The sequence below is a fragment of the Allofustis seminis DSM 15817 genome (assembly GCF_000374325.1).
Lineage (GTDB): Bacteria > Bacillota > Bacilli > Lactobacillales > Carnobacteriaceae_A > Allofustis > Allofustis seminis.
Genome location: NZ_KB894083.1, coordinates 71,210 through 90,522 on the forward strand (window position 1 = coordinate 71,210; position 19,313 = coordinate 90,522).

Annotated in this window: 23 protein-coding genes and 1 riboswitch; of the genes, 4 read left to right on the forward strand and 19 right to left on the reverse strand. The window is 39.2% G+C overall.

Annotated features, from left to right (window positions below; all coding sequences use genetic code 11):
• Positions 1–12: 12 nt before the first annotated feature.
• The 3 genes from prmC to C231_RS0105295 are packed head-to-tail and all read right to left on the reverse strand — an operon-like array spanning position 13 to position 2,548.
• Complete coding sequence (gene prmC / locus C231_RS0105285; RefSeq protein ID WP_018659592.1) at positions 13–879, reverse strand: peptide chain release factor N(5)-glutamine methyltransferase; 867 nt, start codon at positions 877–879, stop codon at positions 13–15.
• On the reverse strand, positions 879–1,952 hold the full coding sequence (gene prfA, locus C231_RS0105290) for a peptide chain release factor 1 (protein WP_018659593.1): 1,074 nt from the start codon (positions 1,950–1,952) through the stop codon (positions 879–881). Before prfA ends, prmC begins: the two co-directional genes overlap by 1 nt.
• Positions 1,949–2,548, reverse strand: coding sequence for a thymidine kinase (locus C231_RS0105295; RefSeq protein WP_026314364.1), 600 nt, complete (start codon positions 2,546–2,548; stop codon positions 1,949–1,951). Before C231_RS0105295 ends, prfA begins: the two co-directional genes overlap by 4 nt.
• 153 nt (positions 2,549–2,701) lie before the next feature.
• Here C231_RS0105295 and manA point away from each other — a divergent pair, with 153 nt between their 5' ends.
• Positions 2,702–3,649: a mannose-6-phosphate isomerase, class I gene (gene manA, locus C231_RS0105300; protein ID WP_018659595.1), complete on the forward strand. Its 948-nt coding sequence runs from the start codon at positions 2,702–2,704 to the stop codon at positions 3,647–3,649.
• Positions 3,650–3,701: 52 nt separating this feature from the next.
• Here manA and C231_RS0105305 read toward each other — a convergent pair whose 3' ends face one another.
• From C231_RS0105305 to C231_RS08290, 10 genes are all read right to left on the reverse strand, one after another.
• The gene (locus C231_RS0105305; RefSeq protein WP_026314365.1) at positions 3,702–4,409 is read right to left on the reverse strand and encodes a glucosamine-6-phosphate deaminase; all 708 of its coding nucleotides are present in this window, start codon (positions 4,407–4,409) and stop codon (positions 3,702–3,704) included.
• 28 nt (positions 4,410–4,437) lie between these two features.
• Positions 4,438–5,277 (reverse strand): ammonia-dependent NAD(+) synthetase, encoded by an 840-nt coding sequence (gene nadE / locus C231_RS0105310; RefSeq protein ID WP_018659597.1) that lies wholly within the window; start codon positions 5,275–5,277, stop codon positions 4,438–4,440.
• Between the two features lie 10 nt (positions 5,278–5,287).
• The gene (locus C231_RS0105315) at positions 5,288–6,766 is read right to left on the reverse strand and encodes a nicotinate phosphoribosyltransferase (protein ID WP_018659598.1); all 1,479 of its coding nucleotides are present in this window, start codon (positions 6,764–6,766) and stop codon (positions 5,288–5,290) included.
• Positions 6,767–6,886: 120 nt separating this feature from the next.
• The gene (locus tag C231_RS0105320; protein WP_018659599.1) at positions 6,887–7,096 is read right to left on the reverse strand and encodes a hypothetical protein; all 210 of its coding nucleotides are present in this window, start codon (positions 7,094–7,096) and stop codon (positions 6,887–6,889) included.
• A gap of 119 nt (positions 7,097–7,215) precedes the next feature.
• Positions 7,216–8,718, reverse strand: a complete 1,503-nt coding sequence (locus tag C231_RS0105325) for a TrkH family potassium uptake protein (RefSeq protein WP_018659600.1) — start codon at positions 8,716–8,718, stop codon at positions 7,216–7,218.
• Positions 8,715–9,395 carry an NAD-binding protein gene (locus tag C231_RS0105330; RefSeq protein ID WP_018659601.1) on the reverse strand — a complete coding sequence of 227 codons (681 nt, stop codon included), beginning with the start codon at positions 9,393–9,395 and terminating at the stop codon, positions 8,715–8,717. Before C231_RS0105330 ends, C231_RS0105325 begins: the two co-directional genes overlap by 4 nt.
• Positions 9,388–9,810 (reverse strand): NAD-binding protein, encoded by a 423-nt coding sequence (locus C231_RS0105335; RefSeq protein ID WP_018659602.1) that lies wholly within the window; start codon positions 9,808–9,810, stop codon positions 9,388–9,390. Before C231_RS0105335 ends, C231_RS0105330 begins: the two co-directional genes overlap by 8 nt.
• A gap of 22 nt (positions 9,811–9,832) precedes the next feature.
• Complete coding sequence (locus C231_RS07900; RefSeq protein ID WP_018659603.1) at positions 9,833–10,165, reverse strand: tetratricopeptide repeat protein; 333 nt, start codon at positions 10,163–10,165, stop codon at positions 9,833–9,835.
• 180 nt (positions 10,166–10,345) lie between these two features.
• Positions 10,346–11,050 carry a response regulator gene (locus C231_RS0105345; RefSeq protein WP_245533378.1) on the reverse strand — a complete coding sequence of 235 codons (705 nt, stop codon included), beginning with the start codon at positions 11,048–11,050 and terminating at the stop codon, positions 10,346–10,348.
• Positions 11,028–12,428 (reverse strand): sensor histidine kinase, encoded by a 1,401-nt coding sequence (locus tag C231_RS08290; RefSeq protein WP_018659605.1) that lies wholly within the window; start codon positions 12,426–12,428, stop codon positions 11,028–11,030. Before C231_RS08290 ends, C231_RS0105345 begins: the two co-directional genes overlap by 23 nt.
• A 142-nt stretch (positions 12,429–12,570) precedes the next feature.
• On the opposite strand from C231_RS08290, the gene C231_RS0105355 reads away from it, so the two are divergent.
• Positions 12,571–13,890, forward strand: coding sequence for an HD domain-containing protein (locus C231_RS0105355; protein ID WP_018659606.1), 1,320 nt, complete (start codon positions 12,571–12,573; stop codon positions 13,888–13,890).
• 73 nt (positions 13,891–13,963) lie between these two features.
• Here C231_RS0105355 and C231_RS08750 read toward each other — a convergent pair whose 3' ends face one another.
• Entirely contained in the window at positions 13,964–14,296 is a 333-nt protein-coding gene (locus C231_RS08750) for a DUF4368 domain-containing protein (RefSeq protein ID WP_211214235.1), read from the reverse strand.
• A complete protein-coding gene (locus tag C231_RS08690) occupies positions 14,245–14,409 on the reverse strand; it encodes a hypothetical protein (protein WP_211214233.1) in 165 nt (54 codons plus the stop codon). Before C231_RS08690 ends, C231_RS08750 begins: the two co-directional genes overlap by 52 nt.
• A gap of 444 nt (positions 14,410–14,853) precedes the next feature.
• On the opposite strand from C231_RS08690, the gene C231_RS0105375 reads away from it, so the two are divergent.
• On the forward strand, positions 14,854–15,579 hold the full coding sequence (locus tag C231_RS0105375) for a MerR family transcriptional regulator (protein ID WP_018659607.1): 726 nt from the start codon (positions 14,854–14,856) through the stop codon (positions 15,577–15,579).
• A 5-nt stretch (positions 15,580–15,584) separates the two neighbouring features.
• Entirely contained in the window at positions 15,585–15,773 is a 189-nt protein-coding gene (locus C231_RS0105380; protein WP_018659608.1) for a cysteine-rich KTR domain-containing protein, read from the forward strand.
• Positions 15,774–16,565: 792 nt separating this feature from the next.
• Here C231_RS0105380 and C231_RS07910 read toward each other — a convergent pair.
• The 4 genes from C231_RS07910 to C231_RS0105400 all read right to left on the reverse strand — a co-directional run bounded on the left by C231_RS07910 (position 16,566) and on the right by C231_RS0105400 (position 19,311).
• Positions 16,566–17,102 carry a folate family ECF transporter S component gene (locus C231_RS07910; RefSeq protein WP_018659609.1) on the reverse strand — a complete coding sequence of 179 codons (537 nt, stop codon included), beginning with the start codon at positions 17,100–17,102 and terminating at the stop codon, positions 16,566–16,568.
• A gap of 37 nt (positions 17,103–17,139) precedes the next feature.
• Positions 17,140–17,229, reverse strand: a riboswitch (THF riboswitch).
• 7 nt (positions 17,230–17,236) lie between these two features.
• A complete protein-coding gene (locus C231_RS0105390; RefSeq protein ID WP_018659610.1) occupies positions 17,237–17,800 on the reverse strand; it encodes a 5-formyltetrahydrofolate cyclo-ligase in 564 nt (187 codons plus the stop codon).
• Positions 17,797–18,660, reverse strand: a complete 864-nt coding sequence (locus tag C231_RS0105395) for a bifunctional 5,10-methylenetetrahydrofolate dehydrogenase/5,10-methenyltetrahydrofolate cyclohydrolase (protein WP_018659611.1) — start codon at positions 18,658–18,660, stop codon at positions 17,797–17,799. The genes C231_RS0105390 and C231_RS0105395 overlap by 4 nt, the downstream gene beginning before the upstream one ends.
• 12 nt (positions 18,661–18,672) lie before the next feature.
• Entirely contained in the window at positions 18,673–19,311 is a 639-nt protein-coding gene (locus tag C231_RS0105400; RefSeq protein WP_018659612.1) for a cyclodeaminase/cyclohydrolase family protein, read from the reverse strand.
• Positions 19,312–19,313 lie beyond the last annotated feature (2 nt).

Sequence of the window (19,313 nt, forward strand, 5' to 3'; positions counted from 1 at the left end):
CATTCACTTCCTTTAAAGCATTTGCACATGAATCACGCGGTCATGTCCAGCATAATCTTTTAACACTTTAAGCGCCAGATTTTCCCCTTGATTTTTTATAAAATGAGCAACTCTTTCAGCCTGCTGATAGCCAATTTCTAAGTAAAGTTGACCGCCTGGATTCAAATAATATAGAAATCTTTCAGCAATCTGACGATAAATGGCATAACCTTCCTCGGCAGCAAAGAGTGCTTCATGCGGTTCAAATTGAATGACATTTGCTGTCATCTCAGTTATTTCTCCTTTTCCAATATAAGGCGGATTGGAATAAATTATATCAAATGTCCGCCCAGCAACAGGTTCAAAAAGATCGCCACAATAAAATTCTACATCCGCCTTTAAGCATCTTGCATTTTTTTGGGCAATCGCGAGTGCCTCCTGACTAATATCTGTCGCCACAACGGTATCTTGTGGCCGTGCCAACTTATGGCTGATGCCAATCACACCACTACCTGTTCCAATATCTAACACATCAAGTGATTTTGTTATAGAAGACAGTATTTTTAAAGTATCTCCTACCCACGCTTCTGTTTCTGGACGCGGAATTAATGTCTGAGCGGTTACCAGATAATGCTGATTCAAAAATTCTGCTTCGCCTAGAATATATTGCAACGGTTCACCTTTTGCTTTGCGTGCCAAGTCGGAAGCAAGTTGTGCCCGCTCTTTTTGGGGCATCTGTTCCATTTGATGGGTCATCCAATCCGTTAAGGTCCATGCCTTTCTTGCAAGGATGAGCCAACGTGCTTCTTGTGGATTTTCTTTTATTTTTTCTAAAAAAGAAGAAGCCATACGTTCGGCTTCTTGATATGTCATTTCATTTGAAAAATGCAGACCTCTCATTACATATTCTCCAATTTTTTCGTCTGATCTTCGATAATCAATGTTTCGATGATTTCGTCCAAATCTCCATTTAAGACTTGTTCTAACTTGTGAAGGGTCAGATGCACACGATGATCGGTTACACGTCCTTGCGGGAAATTATAAGTTCGAATACGTTCCGAGCGGTCGCCCGTTCCAACTGCAGATTTGCGCTCAGCGTCTACTTCAGCTTGTGCTTGTTGGATATAGTAGTCATTTACTCGTGCAAGCAACACCTTCATCGCTTTTTCGCGGTTTTTTATCTGGCTTCGTTCATCTTGCATTGAAACAACAATTCCTGTTGGCAAGTGCGTCAAGCGAACGGCAGAGTCTGTCATATTCACGTGCTGACCGCCTGCACCACTTGCACGGAAAATATCTACACGAATATCATTAGCATCTAAGTTCACTTCCACGTCTTCGGCTTCAGGCATTACCACAACTGTAGCCGTTGAGGTATGAATACGTCCTTGCGATTCTGTTTCTGGTACACGCTGCACTCGGTGTGCACCACTTTCATATTTCAATTTGGAATAAACATTATTTCCTTGAATTGCAAAGATAATCTCTTTATAGCCCCCTGCATCACTTGTGCTCGCTTCGATGATTTCAGTTTTCCATCCTTGATTGTCAGCATATTTTTGATACATATGGAATAGATCCCCTGCAAAAAGCTGTGCTTCATCACCACCTGCTGCCCCGCGAATTTCCATAATAATATTCTTTTCATCATTTTCATCTTTAGGGAGTAGCAATATTTTCAATTGTTCTTCTAATGCTTCTTTTTCTTGCATAAGTGTATCATGTTCTTCTTTTGCAAGTTCTTCCATATCTGGCTCAAGAGAACCTTGAAGCATTTCTTCGACTTCTTGATATTCTTCGACTGCTTTTTTGTATTTGCGGTAAGTGTCAATGGTTTCGCGTAGATTGCCTTCTTCTTTTGAAAGTGCAAGCAAACGATTCGTATCCGCAATCACTTCAGGATCCGCTAATTGTTTTGTTAATTGAATATAATGGTCTTCTACACCTTCAAGTTGCTCATATAAATTTATCAATTCAATTCCCCTTCATTTTGTTGGTCATTAATCGGCGGCTGAAAATAATGCTTGCGACATACTGGGTAATAAGACTCATTACCGCCAATTTGAATTTGTTCACCTTCATAGACCGGTTTGCCGTCATTCATCCGCAAGTTCATTGTTGCTTTTTTGCCACAGAACCAACAGATCGTCTTTATTTCTTCAATTTTGTCTGCATAGATGAGCAGATTCTCAGATCCTTCAAATAAATGGTTCATAAAATCATTTTTCAATCCAAAGGCAATGACGGGAACATCTAATTCATCAACGATCTTTGCAAGTTGTAGTACATGTTCACGCGAAAGAAATTGTGCTTCATCCACTAATACACAATAGGGTTCTGGATGATGTTGCTGCACCATTTCAAAAATATCGGTTGCTTCAAAAATCGGTGTCGCTTTCTTCATCATACCTGTACGACTCGCAACTTTTCCGACACCTTCGCGATTATCGACCCCGCTCGTAAAAATCATCACTGATTTGTTCTGTTCTTCATAATTATGGGCAACTTTAATCACTTCAATGGATTTACCACTATTCATTGCGCCATAACGAAAATATAATTGTGCCACAGTACCGCTCCATTCTATTTCATCATTAAAAATTATAACGAATTCCATTTAAAATAACAAGAAAAGCTAAACAGCCTCTTTTGAAGATTTTTGGTGTGGATTATGCTAGTATTAGGGAGAAAGTAATGACTATAAAATAGATAGGAGTCAAAAATGAAAGAACCAATTTTTTTAAAAGGAGCCATGCAAGATAAAATTTGGGGCGGCACCAAATTGCATGAATTGTTCGGTTATGATATTCCAACTGATACAACGGGAGAATATTGGGCCATCAGCGCTCATGAAAATGGAATGTCTTATGTAACAGGTGGGCCTTTTGATGGATTGTCTTTAAAAGAGCTATGGACACAACATCCTGAACTATTCAATCATCCAAAAGATGAAAAATTTCCACTTCTTGTAAAAATTATCGATGCCAAAGAAGATCTTTCAGTACAAGTCCATCCCAATAATGATTATGCTAAAGAACACGCTGGCGAGCTTGGAAAAACAGAGTGCTGGTATATTCTAGATGCTGAGCCCAATGCACGCATTGTGTTCGGACATAAGGCACAGACAAAAGAAGAATTAGAACAATTAGTTGCAGAAGGAAAATGGGACGAGCTCCTTGCTTATCGCTACGTAAAACCAGGAGAATTCTATTATGTGCAAGCGGGTCTTTTACATGCAATTGGTGCTGGTGTTACATTGCTTGAAGTCCAGCAATCCAGTGATACAACATATCGTTTTTATGATTATGACCGAACAGATGCAAATGGCAATAAGCGACCGCTTCATTTAGAAGATGCATTGAATGTTACATTAGTGCCTGCTGTTGACGAGACACGCCCACCTTTTGGAATGGGAACGACAAATGGTCGGATCACTTTACTTTTAGCTAATGATTATTTTGCGGTCGAACATTGGCAAACGACTGGTCAAATGCCGCTGGATAAAGTGGAAGATTATACATTGCTCAGCGTGATTAAAGGGCATGGCACCTTGCAGATTGATGACAAAACATATCCTTTAGAAAAAGGGGTCTTCTTCATCTTGCCAAAAGATGTTGAAAGTTTCGAATTAGATGGCGAAATGGAACTTATTGTAGCACATGCTAAATAATATAAAAAATGCCTGACCACTGTTGGTCAGGCATTTTTATTTCATATGAAATTTATAAATTTTTCAATTGGCTTGCTGCGGCTTCATCAATAATGAAAATCGCATGGTCATGACGCTGCAAGATACTTGCTGGAACTGCCTCCGTAACTGGACCTTCCAATGTATGAGCAATCGCTTCGGCTTTATTTTCACCATAAGCGATCAATAGTATTTGTTTTGCAGCCATAATGGATGCCAGTCCCATAGAATATGCATAGCGTGGCACTTCATCTGCTGAATCAAAGAAACGTTTATTAGCTTCAATCGTGGAAGGCGTAAGATGAACTTTGCTAGTTTTCCCTTCAAAGCTTGATCCTGGTTCATTGAACCCGATATGTGCATTGTTACCAATTCCTAAGATTTGTAAGTCGATAGGATGAGTGGAAAGAACTTCATCGTAGCGTTCAAGCTCCGTATCAGAAGGTGCCATGCCATTTGGAATATAAGTTTCTTTAAATGGTTTTTGATTGAATAAATGTTCTTTCATGAAAGTTGCATAACTTTGCGGATGGTCCGCTGTCAGCCCGATATATTCATCCAAATTCACGCCAACAACTTGGCTAAAATCTAGATCGCTAGCGACCATATTCTCATAGAGCGTTTCTGGAGTGCTACCTGTTGCTAATCCCAATGTTTTCATCCCATTTTCAAGGGCTTGTTGCACAATTTCAAACGCTTTTTGTCCACCTTCAACTTTATCTTTTACAACAATCACTTTTATATTATTTTTTGTCATCAAGGGGTTCCTCCTATCCCTTATCTTTATTTTTCCAAAAATTATCAAAAATTGTAATGGGTAAGTGCCGCTTATGTTGTGAATTTAAATATAATCTTTCAATACATTTGCGATCTTCTTCAGCAACGGTGCGTCCTTCCAAATAATCATCAATTGCCTTATAACTTACCCCTAATGCCACTTCATCAGGTTGTGCGGGAACTTTTTCTTCTAGATCAGCCGTTGGAATTTTTTCATAAAAGGCTGCTGGTGCACCTAGTGCTTTTAACATCGCGGCACCTTGGCGCTTATTAAGGCGGTAGAGTGGCACTAAATCGCTCGCCCCATCACCAAATTTCGTATAAAAGCCGACAACACTTTCAGCAGCATGATCCGTTCCTAATACGACCCCTGCACAAGCTGTTGCAATCGCATATTGGACGATCATACGTTGGCGGGCTTTGATATTTCCTTTATTGAAATCAGATATTGAAACCCCTGCACGTTGCAAGCTATCAACTGTTGCATCGACCGCTGGCTTAATATCGACAGTGCACACTCGATCTGGTGCAATCCACCGAATCACTTCTTGAGCAAAAGCTTCATCAATCTGTTCACCATAAGGAAGCCGTACCGCAATAAATTTATAAGCGTCATCACCTGTTTCTTTTCGCAATTGTGCTACAGCTTGTTGGGCTAATTTTCCTAAAAGGGTAGAATCTTGACCGCCAGAAATTCCTAAAACAAGTGTCTTTAAAAAAGGATATGCTTGCATATAATCCTTCATCAATTGAATGCTTTTATTAATCTCTTCTTCAGGATGAATACAAGGCTTGACTTTCATTTCTTTTATAACTTGTTTTTGTAAATTCATTATACGCTCCTTACTCCATTTCAGTAAATGTTTTTTTTGCACTCGAAAGACTTCTAAAATGGTGGACCGTTTCTGCCTTGACATCAAATAATTCTTTTGACAAATCAACAGGGTATTGTTCTGGATTTAAGAGTCGTTTCGTTTCTTCCCATTGTTCTGCCAGACTTTTCATTGCATATTCGCGTACTTCTTGAATGGTTGGCACTTGATATACTAACTCGCCATCCACATAAATATCTTCCAAAAGTGGACGTGCAGTGAAGTCTTTTACCCATTTATTAATATATGTATATTGCGGATGGAACATAAAGAGTTCTTTTTCTAAATCTGGACGTTCATGAGCTAAAGCGATAATATCTCCTTCAGGCTTCGTATTGTGATGTGAGCGAATGCGCCACACTTGTTTTTTGCCTGGTGTTGAAATTTTGGATAAGTTTGAGGTGAGTTTGAGGGTATGTTGCATTTGACCATGGTCATCTTCGACCGAGACGAGTTTATATACGGCACCTAAAGCTGGATGATCATATGCCGTAATCATCTTTGTTCCAATTCCCCAAGAATCAATTTTTGCACCTTGCATTTTCAAACTTAAAATAGTTTCTGCATCTAAATTATTTGAAGCGACAATAATTGCATCAGGATATCCAGCGGCATCTAATAATTCGCGAATTCTTTTTGATTGATAAGAAAGGTCCCCCGAATCCAAACGTACACCTAAGAAGTTGATCTTGTCACCTAATTCATCTGCCACGCGAATCGCATTAGGGACACCTGATTCAATTGAATTATAAGTATCGACTAAAAAGATGCAATTCTTATGAGTCTCAGCATAGGCGCGAAATGCTGTATACTCATCGCGGTAGGCTTGCACCAATGAGTGAGCATGTGTACCGCTTGCTGGAATCCCAAAAAGTTTAGCCGCCCGCACGTTGCTTGTGGACTCTACACCGCCAATATATGTCGCACGTGCTCCCCAAAGTGCAGCATCTAATTCTTGTGCACGGCGTGAACCGAATTCCATCACAACATCTGAGCCAGCTGCTGTTTTTATTTTGCTTGCTTTAGTTGCAATTAGTGTCTGAAAATTCACCACATTTAGTAGCATCGTTTCTAATAGCTGGCAATCTAGGATGGGTCCTTCCACTTGCATGAGCGGTTCTTGTTCAAAGGCGACTTCTCCTTCACGAAATGAACGAATCGTTCCACGAAAGCGCCAATTTTTCAAATAATCAAGAAATTCTTCTGGATAACCAACTTCTTTTCGCAAATAATCAATATCGCTTGCTGTAAATCGAAATTTCTCGATGCATTGGATGACTCGCTCCAAGCCAGCAAAAAGAGTGTAGCCCATGCCAAATGGATTATTGCGATAATACACTTCAAAGACTGCTTTTCGTTGCGCAATTCCTTCCTTAAAATAAGTATATGCCATATTAATCTCATATAAATCGGTATGCACTGCAATACTATCATCTGGATATTTATACATGAGTTGTATCTCCCTTCATCTTTACTAGCCATTATATCACTTTTATGAAAAACACGCTTGAAATATAAAAAAAGAGGTCATTATATGACCTCCTAGGCATTTAATTGAATGTATCCGCCGTTAGATATCTTTAATTTTATGGCGATTTTTGTTGATATAATCTTGCAGCCTTAATGCAATATGTAGCCGCATATTTTCAATCAAACAACCATTTGTCCGATAGTTATCAATCGTTTGATGAGGAATCCCTGTCTCTTTGTGAATTTTATATGATGTAATATCACTTTCTAACAGTAGCATTTCAATATCCTTTACTTGGACAGAAAGCATGGACTCCCTCCTTTTCACCATATTTTATCCGTTGTGGTTCCGTTTACATCTCATTGTGGTAATAATTATTAAAGTTGTCAAGAACAATTTAAATTGCATATAAATATCATTACCACAGCTTAATTTTTTATTGAGGCAAAAGAAGAATCATTGCGGCGAAACATTTTTCGTTTTAATTGCTGAACAGTGAGATGAACGCCAAGCAAAAGTACATAAATTTCAAGGCGACCTAAAATCATCCCCACAATTTCAACAATCAAGGTAATGGTTGGACTATTAGGGTTGGTGACACCTGCCGATAAGCCAACAGTGCTCAATGAGGATGCAAATTCAAAAAAGGCATGGCTCAGATTGACATTGGAATCTAGCGCAATAATGGTCGACCCTACAAGATAAACAAGCAAATACAAACCGAAATAGCCAAATGTATCACTAACAACATCTGCATCAATGACTTGTTTGCCTTGAACTTTATAATAAGTTTCTACTTGGACTTGGTTTTTTGGCAAAAAGCGTTTTTTGATATTCATCCAAGCAATACGAATGATCAAATAAGCACGTGTAAGTTTCAATCCGCCAGCAGTTGAACCGATACCACCCCCGATAATCATCGCGATAACGATGACTGCAAAGGTAACAGATGGCCAAGTCGTATAATCCACCGTTGCAAATCCAGATGTCGAAAAGGCAGACACTGTATTAAAGAATGCTTGACGAATGCTTTCAACAATACCCATATCAGTACCTTGAACAAGTGATAAAGCAGCAATGCCCACTAAAACAATCGTAAGGACTACAAGGAAACGCATCTCACTGACACGCCATGCTCTCTTCCATTGTCTTTGTGCCATCAGGAGCAACACGCCAAAGTTAGTGGTCCCAATCAACATTAATAATGCAGTAACCATTTCAATGCTGACACTGTTGTACTCACCGATACTTAAAAGCTTGGTAGAAAAACCCCCAGTCGACAAAGCACACATTGCATGATTAAGACTGTCAAATAATGGCATACCAACCATCATATATAATCCAGTCCCCACAATTAAAAGCACGCTATACATTAAGATAATTGTTTGAACGGTTGATTTAATATTTGGGCGCAGACGATCGGGATGCCCTTCTGCATCATAAAGAGACATTGAATGTTTGCCACGCAAGAGTACAATCACCATCATGACGAAGCCTAGCCCTCCTGCATATTGCATAAAGCTTCGATGAAATAGAAAAATCTGCGGTGTTTTTGTGACATCCATTGTTGAAAGTCCCGTCGTTGTCCAGCCGCTTGTTGCTTCAAAAATTGCACGTAAAAATGGCAACTGACCCGCGAGCACAAAAGGAAGTGCTCCCACTAAGATACCAAAAAGCCAAGCAAAAGTTACAACTTGTGAATTAAAGCGCAACTGTTCTTTCCATGCCGTTAATTCTTTCATTTGAAAGCGCGCAGAAATAATGAGTCCTAATAAAACAGACACTCCACCTGGGATAAGAAAATCTGCAATATACATCATATCTGTCGGATAAAAAGGAAGAATAACTAACGGTGTCATGACAAGTACGCCAATCACAATCATAAGCTTACCGTATGCAGAACCGTCATTCCAAAGTTGATTGAGCGTCATAAGGTTTCACTCGCTTTCCCAGTCAAGACTTCGATCGCTTTGACTTCTTGATGATGTGTAGCTAGCAGTACTAAGACATCTCCGCGATGAATGGTCGTTTCACCACTTGGAATAATCGTATAATCTTCACGCAAGATTGTTCCGATAATGACATCTTTTGGAAGATTGATATCAATCAAGCACTGACCGATCACTGGAGACTCTCTCGTAATTGGCACTTCAGCAATTTGGACACGTCCTTCGCCGACAGGAATCACATGTGCCATGGCACTTAAGACCGCCTCTTGTTTAATGACTTCAGAGAGCATGGACATCGCACTCACAACGCCGTCAATGCCCATATCATAGAAAAATTGTTTTTTCAATGAATCTTCTAGCAAGCAGATCGTTCGTTTGACGCCGAATTTTTCTTTAGCTAATTGACAGAAGACGAGATTATTTTCATCATTATTGGTCAATGCGATTGCAATATCGGCTTCACTTGCAAGTGCCTCATCTAAAATATATGGACGAGTTCCATCGCCTTGAATCACGCGAATCCCATCAATAAGTGCTAATCGAGCACATACATCGCGTGAATGGTTGATAATTGTCACTTGATAGTTTGTTTCGAGCAGTAAGTGCACGAGCTCGCTCGTATTTTTAAAGCCGCCCATAATTAATACATTTTTACGCAATGAATTCACCCCCTGAACACATTGTTAACACTTTGTTGACAGATAGAAGTGTTGGACAGACGATCTTAAATCCTTTTTCTTGATAAGCGGAGACTAATTCTGGATCGGTCAAGCGAATGACGACATCTTCAACATGATAGCGGTGGATTAATAATTCACCTAGCAAAATATTAACATTGTCCACATCGGTTACGATGATGGCTGTTTTCATTTCGTTGATCTCTGCTTCTTCCAACACGCTAATTTGCGTTGCATCACCGACAACGCTAATACCGCTGAAAGATGCATTCAATTTTTTGAATGCTAATTCTGAACGATCAATGATGACAACATTTTGTGTATCTTCCGATAGGTTACGCGCGATACTTGCACCAAGACGCCCACACCCGATAATTAATGTGTTTGCTTTTCCCATTTTTTCCTCTTCCTTCTAATTCTTATATATTAACTGTTTCACATTCGTCACTGTCAAAGATGAATTTTTTTTGATCTGCTGTTTTAAATGTTCCCATATGAATTAAGTTCAAACGTGCAGGTAAAAAAGTAGGATCCAAATCCCATGCTGCGCGAAAATGTTTCATGGCCAGTGGATGATCTCCGGTCACTTCCAACAAAATCCCATATAAATTATGAGGGAGTGCAGCATGTGGATTCTCACAAATCGCTTGGATAATCATTTCTTCGCATTCATGATAATGACAGAGTGCCAATTCACTTTTTATTTTTTGTGGTAAAGTGACTGGCTCTTTAGGATTGGCAGTGTTTTTCATGACGTTTCCTCCTCTTTCTTACGCCTATCTTACACCGCATCATGTGAAAGTGGTGTGAGGAAAAAAGTGTTTGTGTGAGAATGCTGTGAGAATAAAAAAAGACCGAAAAACGTTTGGCATAAAACCAACCCCACAATACATTGGTAGGTTGTATTTCATTTCAATGTTTTTCGGTCTTAATTATTGGTCGGTCAAACGATAGCCGACACCTATTTCTGTTTTAATGTAGCGCGGTTTTGCAGGATTTTCTTCAATCTTTCTTCGAAGTCCAGCAAGTAGCGCTCGTAAAGCTTGGGTATCTGTTCCATATTCATAGCCATATAATTCTTTTAGCAGCTGCTGATGTGTTACAACTTTGCCTTGATTTTTGAATAAATAAGCTAACAATTGAAATTCCAAAGGTGTCAAATGGACATCTTCTTGGGCAAGACGGGCTTGACGGCGGTCGATATCAAGAATAAGGTCGCCCACTGAAAAAATAGGGGCACGTTCATTATTCATTTGACTTAAATGCCGCAGCGATACCTTAATGCGTGCTAAAAGTTCTGATGATGAAAAAGGCTTCGTTAAATAATCATCCGCTCCTAAATCCAATGCTTTTATTTTTTCGCATTCTTGGTCACGTGCTGACACGACAATAATCGGAGCTTGCGACCATTCACGCACCTTTTGAATAACTTCAGCACCATCATAATCCGGCAATCCTAAATCTAAGATAATTAAATCAATCGCTTGCGTTACAAAAATTGATAGCCCTTCTTGAGCAGTATCCGCCACCTGACATTGGAAGCCTTTTTCGGTCAAGAAATATTCCATAAAGTGACGAATTTGAGGATCATCTTCAATAATTAATAAGCGATTATTAATGGGTATCATGCGACTCATCCTCCTTTTGCAGTGGCAATGTAATCACAAATTCAGCCCCCGAATGTTCCTTTATATTGCTGACAGAAATATGTCCATTGTGAGCATGGACAATGGCTTGGACAATGGCTAGCCCTAATCCCGTTCCTCGTCCACGATCATTTGTTCCACGATTCGTGTAAAACATCTCAAATACATGGGGTAAATCTTTTTCAGCAATACCTGGTCCGAAATCTCGAACATGAATTGCAACATGGTCGGTCATTTTCTTCACTTGAATGGTAATTTTAGGTTGTGCCGTTGCTGAACGAATTGAATTCTCAAGCAAGTTGAAGATGACTTGTGCCATTAATTTTGCATCCATTGGCACTAAAAGCAAGTCATTGGGGGCATCGACTTCAATTTGAATATGACCATTCATGCGTTCTGCACGTTCAATGGCAACCCCCAACACTTCTTCTAATGGCTCGATCGTTTTGTGCAACTGCAGATCGCCTGTTTGGACACGTGTTAGACTCAAAATATTCTCTACCATTGAAGTGAGCCATGTCGCTTCCTTATAAATATCGTGCGCTAATTTTTTGACTTCATCTTTTTCAGACATTTGCTGAATCCATTCGCTACTACCCATAATTGATGTTAGCGGTGTGCGTAGATCATGAGAGATGCTTCGTAACAAATTCGAGCGCAGTCTTTCTTTTTCGATTTTTCTTTCTGCGGCTTGTCGTTGCTGTAAATGTTCAATTCTCTCTAGTGAAATGGCAATATTTTCAATGATTGACTCAACTAAATCTTCTTGCATCACATTCATATTTTCTTTATTTTCTGCAGGAATGATTCCATAGACGGGCACTTGTTTTTTTATTTTTAAAGATAGTGGCATTTTATTGGTTGGAAGAGGCTGCGGCAATTGTTTCACAAGCTCCACTTCATCAATGGTTAGTGCTTGTTTCAATGCTTGCGTCCCTGCTTCTAGCGTCTCTTCTTCCGTATGGACATCTAGCAAGCGGTCTGTCAATTGATAGAGAATCTTGAATTTTCGGCTGACTTGCTGCGAATGGTCATGTGCCTCTTTCAAGTGCATCACTAATGTATTCATAATAATCGAAACAATGACCAAAAAGATCAATGTAATAATCCAGTCCGATTGCGTTACTCGCAATGTAAAATAAGGCTCTGTAAATAGCCAATTAATTAGGAGTGCCGAAGCAAATGATTGAAATAATCCATAACTGCGTTGATTCGTAAATTGCGCCGTCAGAATAACCGCCAATAAATAAAACATCACAATATTTGCACTTTGCACATTATAATAATGCAACAGTCCACTTGCAATGGTCGCCGCCAACAACAAACTTACTGTAATGGTAATATGATATAATGTCGTTTTATTTTTCATTTAGCACCCCTCCTTTTTTACTCTTATAAATCGTTTCCATTTTAGATGAAACGCTGTTTGAAAACAACTTTCCAAATACTACATTTCTTCTATTACAATATGGTACAATGAGCGAAAGAAGTCAATGAGAAAGGAGAAAAAGATGTCAGAACTTTCAAATAAACCATCGCGTACACAACCGATCGTTTTCAAAGATCCTGTTCATGATTATATTCATGTCGATGACCGTCTAATTTTACAATTAATCGACTCAAAAGAATTTCAACGTCTACGCCGCATTAAACAACTAGGCACTTCGCAATACACTTTTCATGGAGCTGAACATTCGCGATTTTCTCATTCACTAGGTGTCTATGAATTGACACGATTGATTACTGACCGCTTTGCGCGCTACTATGCGCATCAATGGGATAGTCAGGAGCAATTTGTTGCGCTCTGTGCTGCCTTACTCCACGATATTGGTCATGGCCCTTTTTCACATACATTTGAAAAAATTTTCAAAACAGATCATGAAGCAATTACACAACAAATTATTCTAAACCCTGCGACACAAGTCCACCACATCTTACAACATGCTGGAGAAGATTTTCCGGCACAAGTCGCCAGTGTCATCGCAAAAACTTATCCCAACCCGCAGGTCGTTCAGCTTATCTCCAGCCAAATGGATGCGGACCGCATGGATTATCTATTGCGCGATGCCTATTTTACAGGCGTTAGTTATGGTAATTTTGATTTGAGTCGCATTTTGCGTGTGATACGTCCGTATACACAAGGTATCGCTTTTTCGTATGCAGGAATGCACGCCGTAGAAGATTATGTTGTCAGTCGCTATCAAATGTATATGCAAGTCTATTTCCACCCCGTTTCCCGTGGCATGGAAGTGACGCTTGACCGTTTATTAACACGTGCAAAAGATTTATATTTAGCAGGGCAATTAGATATATTGCCGCCTTTTCTTGAACCTTTTTTTGACAATCATTATACATTGCACGACTATCTCGCCCTTGATGATGCTGTACTTATCACAGCCATCGGCCTATTTTGCCAAAGTAAAGACACTATTTTAAGTACGCTGGCGCAAATGTTTTATAATCGTAAACCACTAAAATCTGTAGAATTTGATGGAAAAAATCAGACAGAAATCGTTGAGAAATTACGCCATCTTGTTGAAAAAGCAGGCTATCCTTTACAATATTTCACACAAATCAATCGCAGCTCTGATCTATCTTATGACTATTCATTGAAAGGACAATCGCCTATTATCTTAATGAATCCAGATGATTCTTTGGTTGAATTAAGTACTGCCAGCCCTATTGTCAAAATCTTGAGCGACCATCTTCATGGTAACCAGCGCCTTTATGTCCCAGCAGAATTCTTATCGACTTCAGCAGATATACCTTTTGATGTACAAGTATTGCGACAACAATTTCTAAAACATATTCACAATGGACATATTATCTAAAAAAGCCTCGAAGTGAAGGGTTTGGTTATAAGGAAGTATATTTTTCAATTAGGCGGTATAGCCCGTTCAAGGGCTATGCCGTCTTTTCCTGTTTATTGGTTTCTTTCTGTTCCGTTTGCGGGTCAGTCGGCAAATGGATTTCTCCCACGAAGTTAAAAATAATATTCACTTTCTGAAAATGCTTGCCACCTATCTTCTCAGGCGCATGGGCAACGATTTTCTTCACAAACTCATTGACGATAGTGGGTGTTAATTCTGTTATTCCCACATACTTGCAGAGAATGGCGGATAATCTGTCAAAATCGCTTTTATTTTGTTCGTAGGTATCGACTTTCTGTTGTTCTATATTACCTTTTATGTCAGTTCTTTCTGTTCCGCTTCGTACTCTGCGGACAGATTTAAAAATCGTTCAAGGCTGATTGTGTCGTTGATGTCATTCTCATAAATCCACTTGAAAATCTGGTCGAGTTCCGCAATCCGTTTTTTCCCCTGCCCTACTTTACGCCACTTGCGCTTCATTTCCTTTTCTGCTTTGCATAATGGGCGCGTATTGTTAGCACTTTGTCAGCTTTCAGAGTTTTCGCTATCCGCATAGGTCCGTTTCTGACAACACATAAATCAAAAATCTTCTTTACCACAGCGGTGGCTTCTTCATCTACAATCTATTTTTTCTGTCATTGGGGTCTACCTTATAACCGTAAGGTGGCGTTGTCAGATGTTCCCCTGCCATGCCCTGCACTTTCTTGATTGCCCGTTTTTTTACTGGTATCTTTGGCGTAAAAATCGTTAAGCAGATTTTGGAAAGGTATAAAACTATTGTTGCTCTTTGCCCCGAACTATATACAACACCGCCCTTTGCGATTTTGCCGAAGTTTTGAGAAAATTTTTGTGAAAAACTTTTTACACCTCTTGACTCTAACGTTACGTTATAGTTTATAATATCTTTACACGGGAGGGATAATTATGCGAACAGTAAATGAAGTTAGCAAACTCACAGGAGTAAGTGTGCGCACACTGCATCATTATGATGCCATTGGTCTTTTGAAACCTACAGAAGTGACCGAGTCGGGTTATCGGTTGTATGACGATACGGCACTCAGCCGTTTGCAAAATATTTTACTGTTTCGTGAGTTACAATTTCCTCTAAAAGAAATCAAAGCAATTCTTGACAGTTCAAACTTTGATCCGTTAGAGGCATTAACACAACAAATTGAATTACTGGAATTGCAGTATAAGCATATAGGGGAACTGATTTCTTTCGCCCGTGAAATCCAGAAAAAAGGAGTGAGAGAAATGAACTTTCGCATTTTCGACAAAAGCGAGATTGAACAGTACAAGGTAGAAGCCAAAGCGAAATGGGGTGACATCAAAGAATATCAAGAATATGAGCAGAAGCAAAAGAGCGGACATGATTTTAGTGAAACAACATCGCAGCTGATGAATTTGTTCAATGAAATCGGAGCACTCGGGCAGTTGTCGCCTACCGATAAAGCGGTACAGGAAAAAATTAACGATTTACAAAACTTTATTACAAGTAATTACTACACTTGTAATACTGAAATTTTTCGTGGATTAGGGCAGATGTATGTCAATGATGAGCGATTTAAGCACAATATTGATAAAGTAGGTGGCGCGGGCACGGCTGAATTTGTAAAGCAGGCTATTGAAATTTATTGTTCTAAGGAGTAAATGAAATGGTTACAACAGAATGGATACTTTGTCCTGTTTGCGGTAATAAAACAAGGCTACAGATACGGCAAGATACCGAATTGAAAAACTTCCCGCTGTTTTGTCCAAAGTGCAGACAAGAAATGCTAATTAGTGTAGAACAAATGAAACTATCCGTTATCCAAGAGCCGGACGCACAGACGCAGAGCCGATAACACGCAGATATAAAATGCGGTTATCGGCTCTTTTCTGTTCTGTAGTAAATAAACTGCCGTATTTTGCATACAGTCAATATGTTGGAACGCCCATTTAGGATATGGCGGTATCAAATGCTTGTAAGCAAGGCGGTATCACCATGTCCTTTTTTCTGTACCATTGACATTCTTCAATTATCAAAAAAGCCTATTCCATATAACGGGATATTCCAGCTACCAGTATGAACACACATTTCACTATGTACGCTTGAATAACTCATATTACCAAATGTCTATGTGGTTTTGCTATGGGATAATCAAGAGCGCAAGCGGATAGACCGCTTGCCCCTCTATGAATTATGAATTTTCTAAACGAATAATTATTTCTGTATTCCCGCTTCATTTCGCTTTCGTTCCAGCAACTTATGGACAGAGGAAGAATTGAGGGGACAGAAAGGAATGGAAAATCCAATATCGAGTAATCCAATGCTGGAAGTCATAACTACACAAGGCTTTGTTCCTTGTAAACTGCTATAGGAATTGTCATAGTAATGTTACGCAATAGAGGGCAACACAGCTTGGGTTTAAGCATCTTACAGACACGAAAACATCAAGGATAAGAGATTTTACCTTTTCACTCAAAAATGGGGTTCTACTGCATAACAATGCATAGATAGAAAAACAGAGAGGAAATCACTTTTAAAAGTGACTAACTCTCTGTTTCTGTTTGCAAACCTGTCTGTCAGCGTTAGTGATAAGTTATTGTGAATACTTCCTTATTAGCGTAAAACTAAAATGCTTCGAAGCTTTTTATTATTTTGTTTGATATTTTTTAATAATAGGTTTCAACTGTGGCAATTGTGTGATAAATAAAATAAATGCAAAACGTATAGGTAACATAATCGCATTTTGTGGCACTCTAGTCACTAATAACTCACGAAAAGGTGTCCCAAAAAGCAAATGGACCCAGTAAGTATTCAATACTAAATTCACAAAGAGGGTATTAACAACAGTTGCTGCTAAAACGTGCGGCCAACGAATCGTTTTTCGATGCAAAAATAGGCCATAAATGATACCGCCAAGCATAGCACTAATCGTAAAGCCGATGAAAAAGGGACCTCCTGGACCAAAAAGAAAGCTTTTTAGCAAATCACTCGATACATTGGCCAGTCCAGCAATAATAGGTCCATATAAAATACCCAGCAGTGCAGTAATAATAAAACTAAAGCTGATTCGGTTAGCATTACCTAGAGGAATTGAAAATCGCGAAAGTACTAAATGAAGTGCAATCATAACTGCTACGATCGTCATTTGTTCAACTGAAAAATTAAATTTATTTTTTTTATTCATTGGAATTCTCCTTTAATTCAAAGAATCCACTTAATATATAAGCGGATGCGAAAAATAGTCGCAATATTTTTTCTTCTGAAAGCAACATCCCATCTCTCAGACCTTAACGCTATTTTCCTACTCTTTTTTATTTTTTAAATATTTATCCATTCTTTTTCTGTTACAACATAATCAACAGGGCGATCCCAATCTTGTGGATGCCAATTGTCCGCCCACTGAGATGAACTCATCATGGTAAGTGTTTGCCCTTGATAGGTGGCCAACACGCGGTCATAATAACCGCCTCCAAAACCGATCCGAAAGCCTTCTTTCGAACAAACAAGTGCAGGCACAATCATTAAATCAATTACATCAAGTGGCACTTCTTGCGTAAGTTCTGGTGAAGGCTCCAATAGCCCTTTAAAGCCAGGTGACACCTGTTGCAGCGATTCAATGGCAAAAAATTGCAGCTGACGTGTACGAGGAAGGCAACGTGGCACTACAACTGTACGCTCTTCTTCCCACGCTTTTTGAATTAAGATATGCGTGTCCCACTCAATTGCGGTAGATAGCGTTAAAGCGATGGTGTGCGCATCTTGCCAAGCGGAAGCATTCAATATTTTTTTGTGGAGGCATTGCGTAATAAAATGGCGCTGACTTGAGGAAAGGCTTTGCAAAAAATGTAACGATTGCTCCCGAATTTCTTTTTTAGAACTCATTTGCATTCTTCCATTTGCAACGTGCATCCTCGAACGACTTGCTCCACTAAAGCTGTCGTTGTAACGCTGCCGACCCCTCCTGGCACAGGTGTTATAACACTCGCTGCTGTCGCCACTTCATCAAATGATACATCTCCCACGATTTTGTCATCTTTCATATTGTAGCCAACATCAATCACAATTGCGCCAGGTTTTAGGTGATCTTTTGTAATTAAATCCACTACACCAGTCGCAGAAATAATCACATCGGCCGTTTTAGTATATTTTTTAAGCTGGCGCGTTGCTTTATGACAAGATATGACGGTTGCATCCCGGTTCATCAATAATAATATTAACGGCTTGCCAACGGAAGTACTTTTGCCGATAACACAGACATCAAGACCTCGCACATCAATTGCATAATGGTCCAAAATTTCCATTACCGCTCTGGCCGTGCTTGGGAACATTGCTTTATCATTATTTTCAGTCACACGCCCTAAGTTCAGCGTCGTCATCCCGTCAACATCTTTTAGTGGTGGAAGTAAATCGGCCACTTTTTGGCGATCAATATGAGGTGGAAGTGGCTGCATAATAATGATGCCATGTATATCCTTTTCATCACAACGTTGCGCTACGGCTTTTAAGAATTCCGCTTCTGTTACATCAGCTGGGAATAAGTCTTCAGATGCTATTCCTCCCACAGCTTGCATAACTTTTTGAGCGGCACGACTATATGACTGACATGCTTTTTGACCTTCAATGCGAAAAATTTTTAAATGTGGTGTTATACCTTTTTGTTTTAAGGTAGCAATCTGTGCTTTAATCTCTTCTCTTTTTTCGATAACTACTGGACGCCCTTTAAGTAGTCTCGGCTGGTTCATTCCCCATTCTCCTTACCATTTATTATATTTTAGATAAGATTCAATTGCATCGGTTACTTTTTTTATTTTTTTATTTAATTTTTGCTTGGTCTGAATGAGTGCATCCTGAATAGGAAGTGCTTTTTCACTTTGTTTCACTTCATATAAATTATTTTCAATCATTCGCTCCGCACTGACGGCTGCTGCTTGAATAAATTGGACACTCATTAATGCATCACTCAAAATCGGACCACTCACTTGAAGATCAATCAATTGTTCATACAAATCCAACAACTCTACTAAATTTCGCATAATATTGAGTAATGGTAAACTGGACTGCACATAGCCATTATCAATGGCTTGTTGGCGTAACTCTTTTTCTTCAGTCGATATTTTAGGCATTTTATAAGCACTTAAGACTTGCTCAAAAACTGTAGAATCTTCTTCTGTCAATCGTAAGAATTCATCACTCAATTGTTTGGCATGTTCAATAATTTGCTCTAACTGTGCCTGATCTTTTATATATTTTTTCTTGCCTAACTGCAACTCAAAAATAAATTGTGTCAATGTTGCACTTAATACACTCACTAAGCCAATGCCTGTTCCACCAGTATATTTTCCATTTTTTGAGCCCAGTTCATGTAAAAGCTGTTCAATAGTTAATTGCTTCATCG

Bases quoted from the DNA above. Each gene is read 5' to 3' on its own strand.
- prmC (WP_018659592.1), bottom strand. From the start codon at position 879: ATGAGAGGTCTGCATTTTTCAAATGAAATGACATATCAAGAAGCCGAA.
- manA (WP_018659595.1), top strand. From the start codon at position 2,702: ATGAAAGAACCAATTTTTTTAAAAGGAGCCATGCAAGATAAAATTTGG.
- nadE (WP_018659597.1), bottom strand. From the start codon at position 5,277: ATGAATTTACAAAAACAAGTTATAAAAGAAATGAAAGTCAAGCCTTGT.
- C231_RS0105315 (WP_018659598.1), bottom strand. From the start codon at position 6,766: ATGTATAAATATCCAGATGATAGTATTGCAGTGCATACCGATTTATAT.
- C231_RS0105320 (WP_018659599.1), bottom strand. From the start codon at position 7,096: ATGCTTTCTGTCCAAGTAAAGGATATTGAAATGCTACTGTTAGAAAGT.
- C231_RS0105325 (WP_018659600.1), bottom strand. From the start codon at position 8,718: ATGACGCTCAATCAACTTTGGAATGACGGTTCTGCATACGGTAAGCTT.
- C231_RS0105335 (WP_018659602.1), bottom strand. From the start codon at position 9,810: ATGGGAAAAGCAAACACATTAATTATCGGGTGTGGGCGTCTTGGTGCA.
- C231_RS07900 (WP_018659603.1), bottom strand. From the start codon at position 10,165: ATGAAAAACACTGCCAATCCTAAAGAGCCAGTCACTTTACCACAAAAA.
- C231_RS0105345 (WP_245533378.1), bottom strand. From the start codon at position 11,050: ATGAGTCGCATGATACCCATTAATAATCGCTTATTAATTATTGAAGAT.
- C231_RS08290 (WP_018659605.1), bottom strand. From the start codon at position 12,428: ATGAAAAATAAAACGACATTATATCATATTACCATTACAGTAAGTTTG.
- C231_RS0105355 (WP_018659606.1), top strand. From the start codon at position 12,571: ATGTCAGAACTTTCAAATAAACCATCGCGTACACAACCGATCGTTTTC.
- C231_RS08690 (WP_211214233.1), bottom strand. From the start codon at position 14,409: ATGAAGCGCAAGTGGCGTAAAGTAGGGCAGGGGAAAAAACGGATTGCG.
- C231_RS0105375 (WP_018659607.1), top strand. From the start codon at position 14,854: ATGCGAACAGTAAATGAAGTTAGCAAACTCACAGGAGTAAGTGTGCGC.
- C231_RS0105380 (WP_018659608.1), top strand. From the start codon at position 15,585: ATGGTTACAACAGAATGGATACTTTGTCCTGTTTGCGGTAATAAAACA.
- C231_RS07910 (WP_018659609.1), bottom strand. From the start codon at position 17,102: ATGAATAAAAAAAATAAATTTAATTTTTCAGTTGAACAAATGACGATC.
- C231_RS0105390 (WP_018659610.1), bottom strand. From the start codon at position 17,800: ATGAGTTCTAAAAAAGAAATTCGGGAGCAATCGTTACATTTTTTGCAA.
- C231_RS0105395 (WP_018659611.1), bottom strand. From the start codon at position 18,660: ATGAACCAGCCGAGACTACTTAAAGGGCGTCCAGTAGTTATCGAAAAA.
- C231_RS0105400 (WP_018659612.1), bottom strand. From the start codon at position 19,311: ATGAAGCAATTAACTATTGAACAGCTTTTACATGAACTGGGCTCAAAA.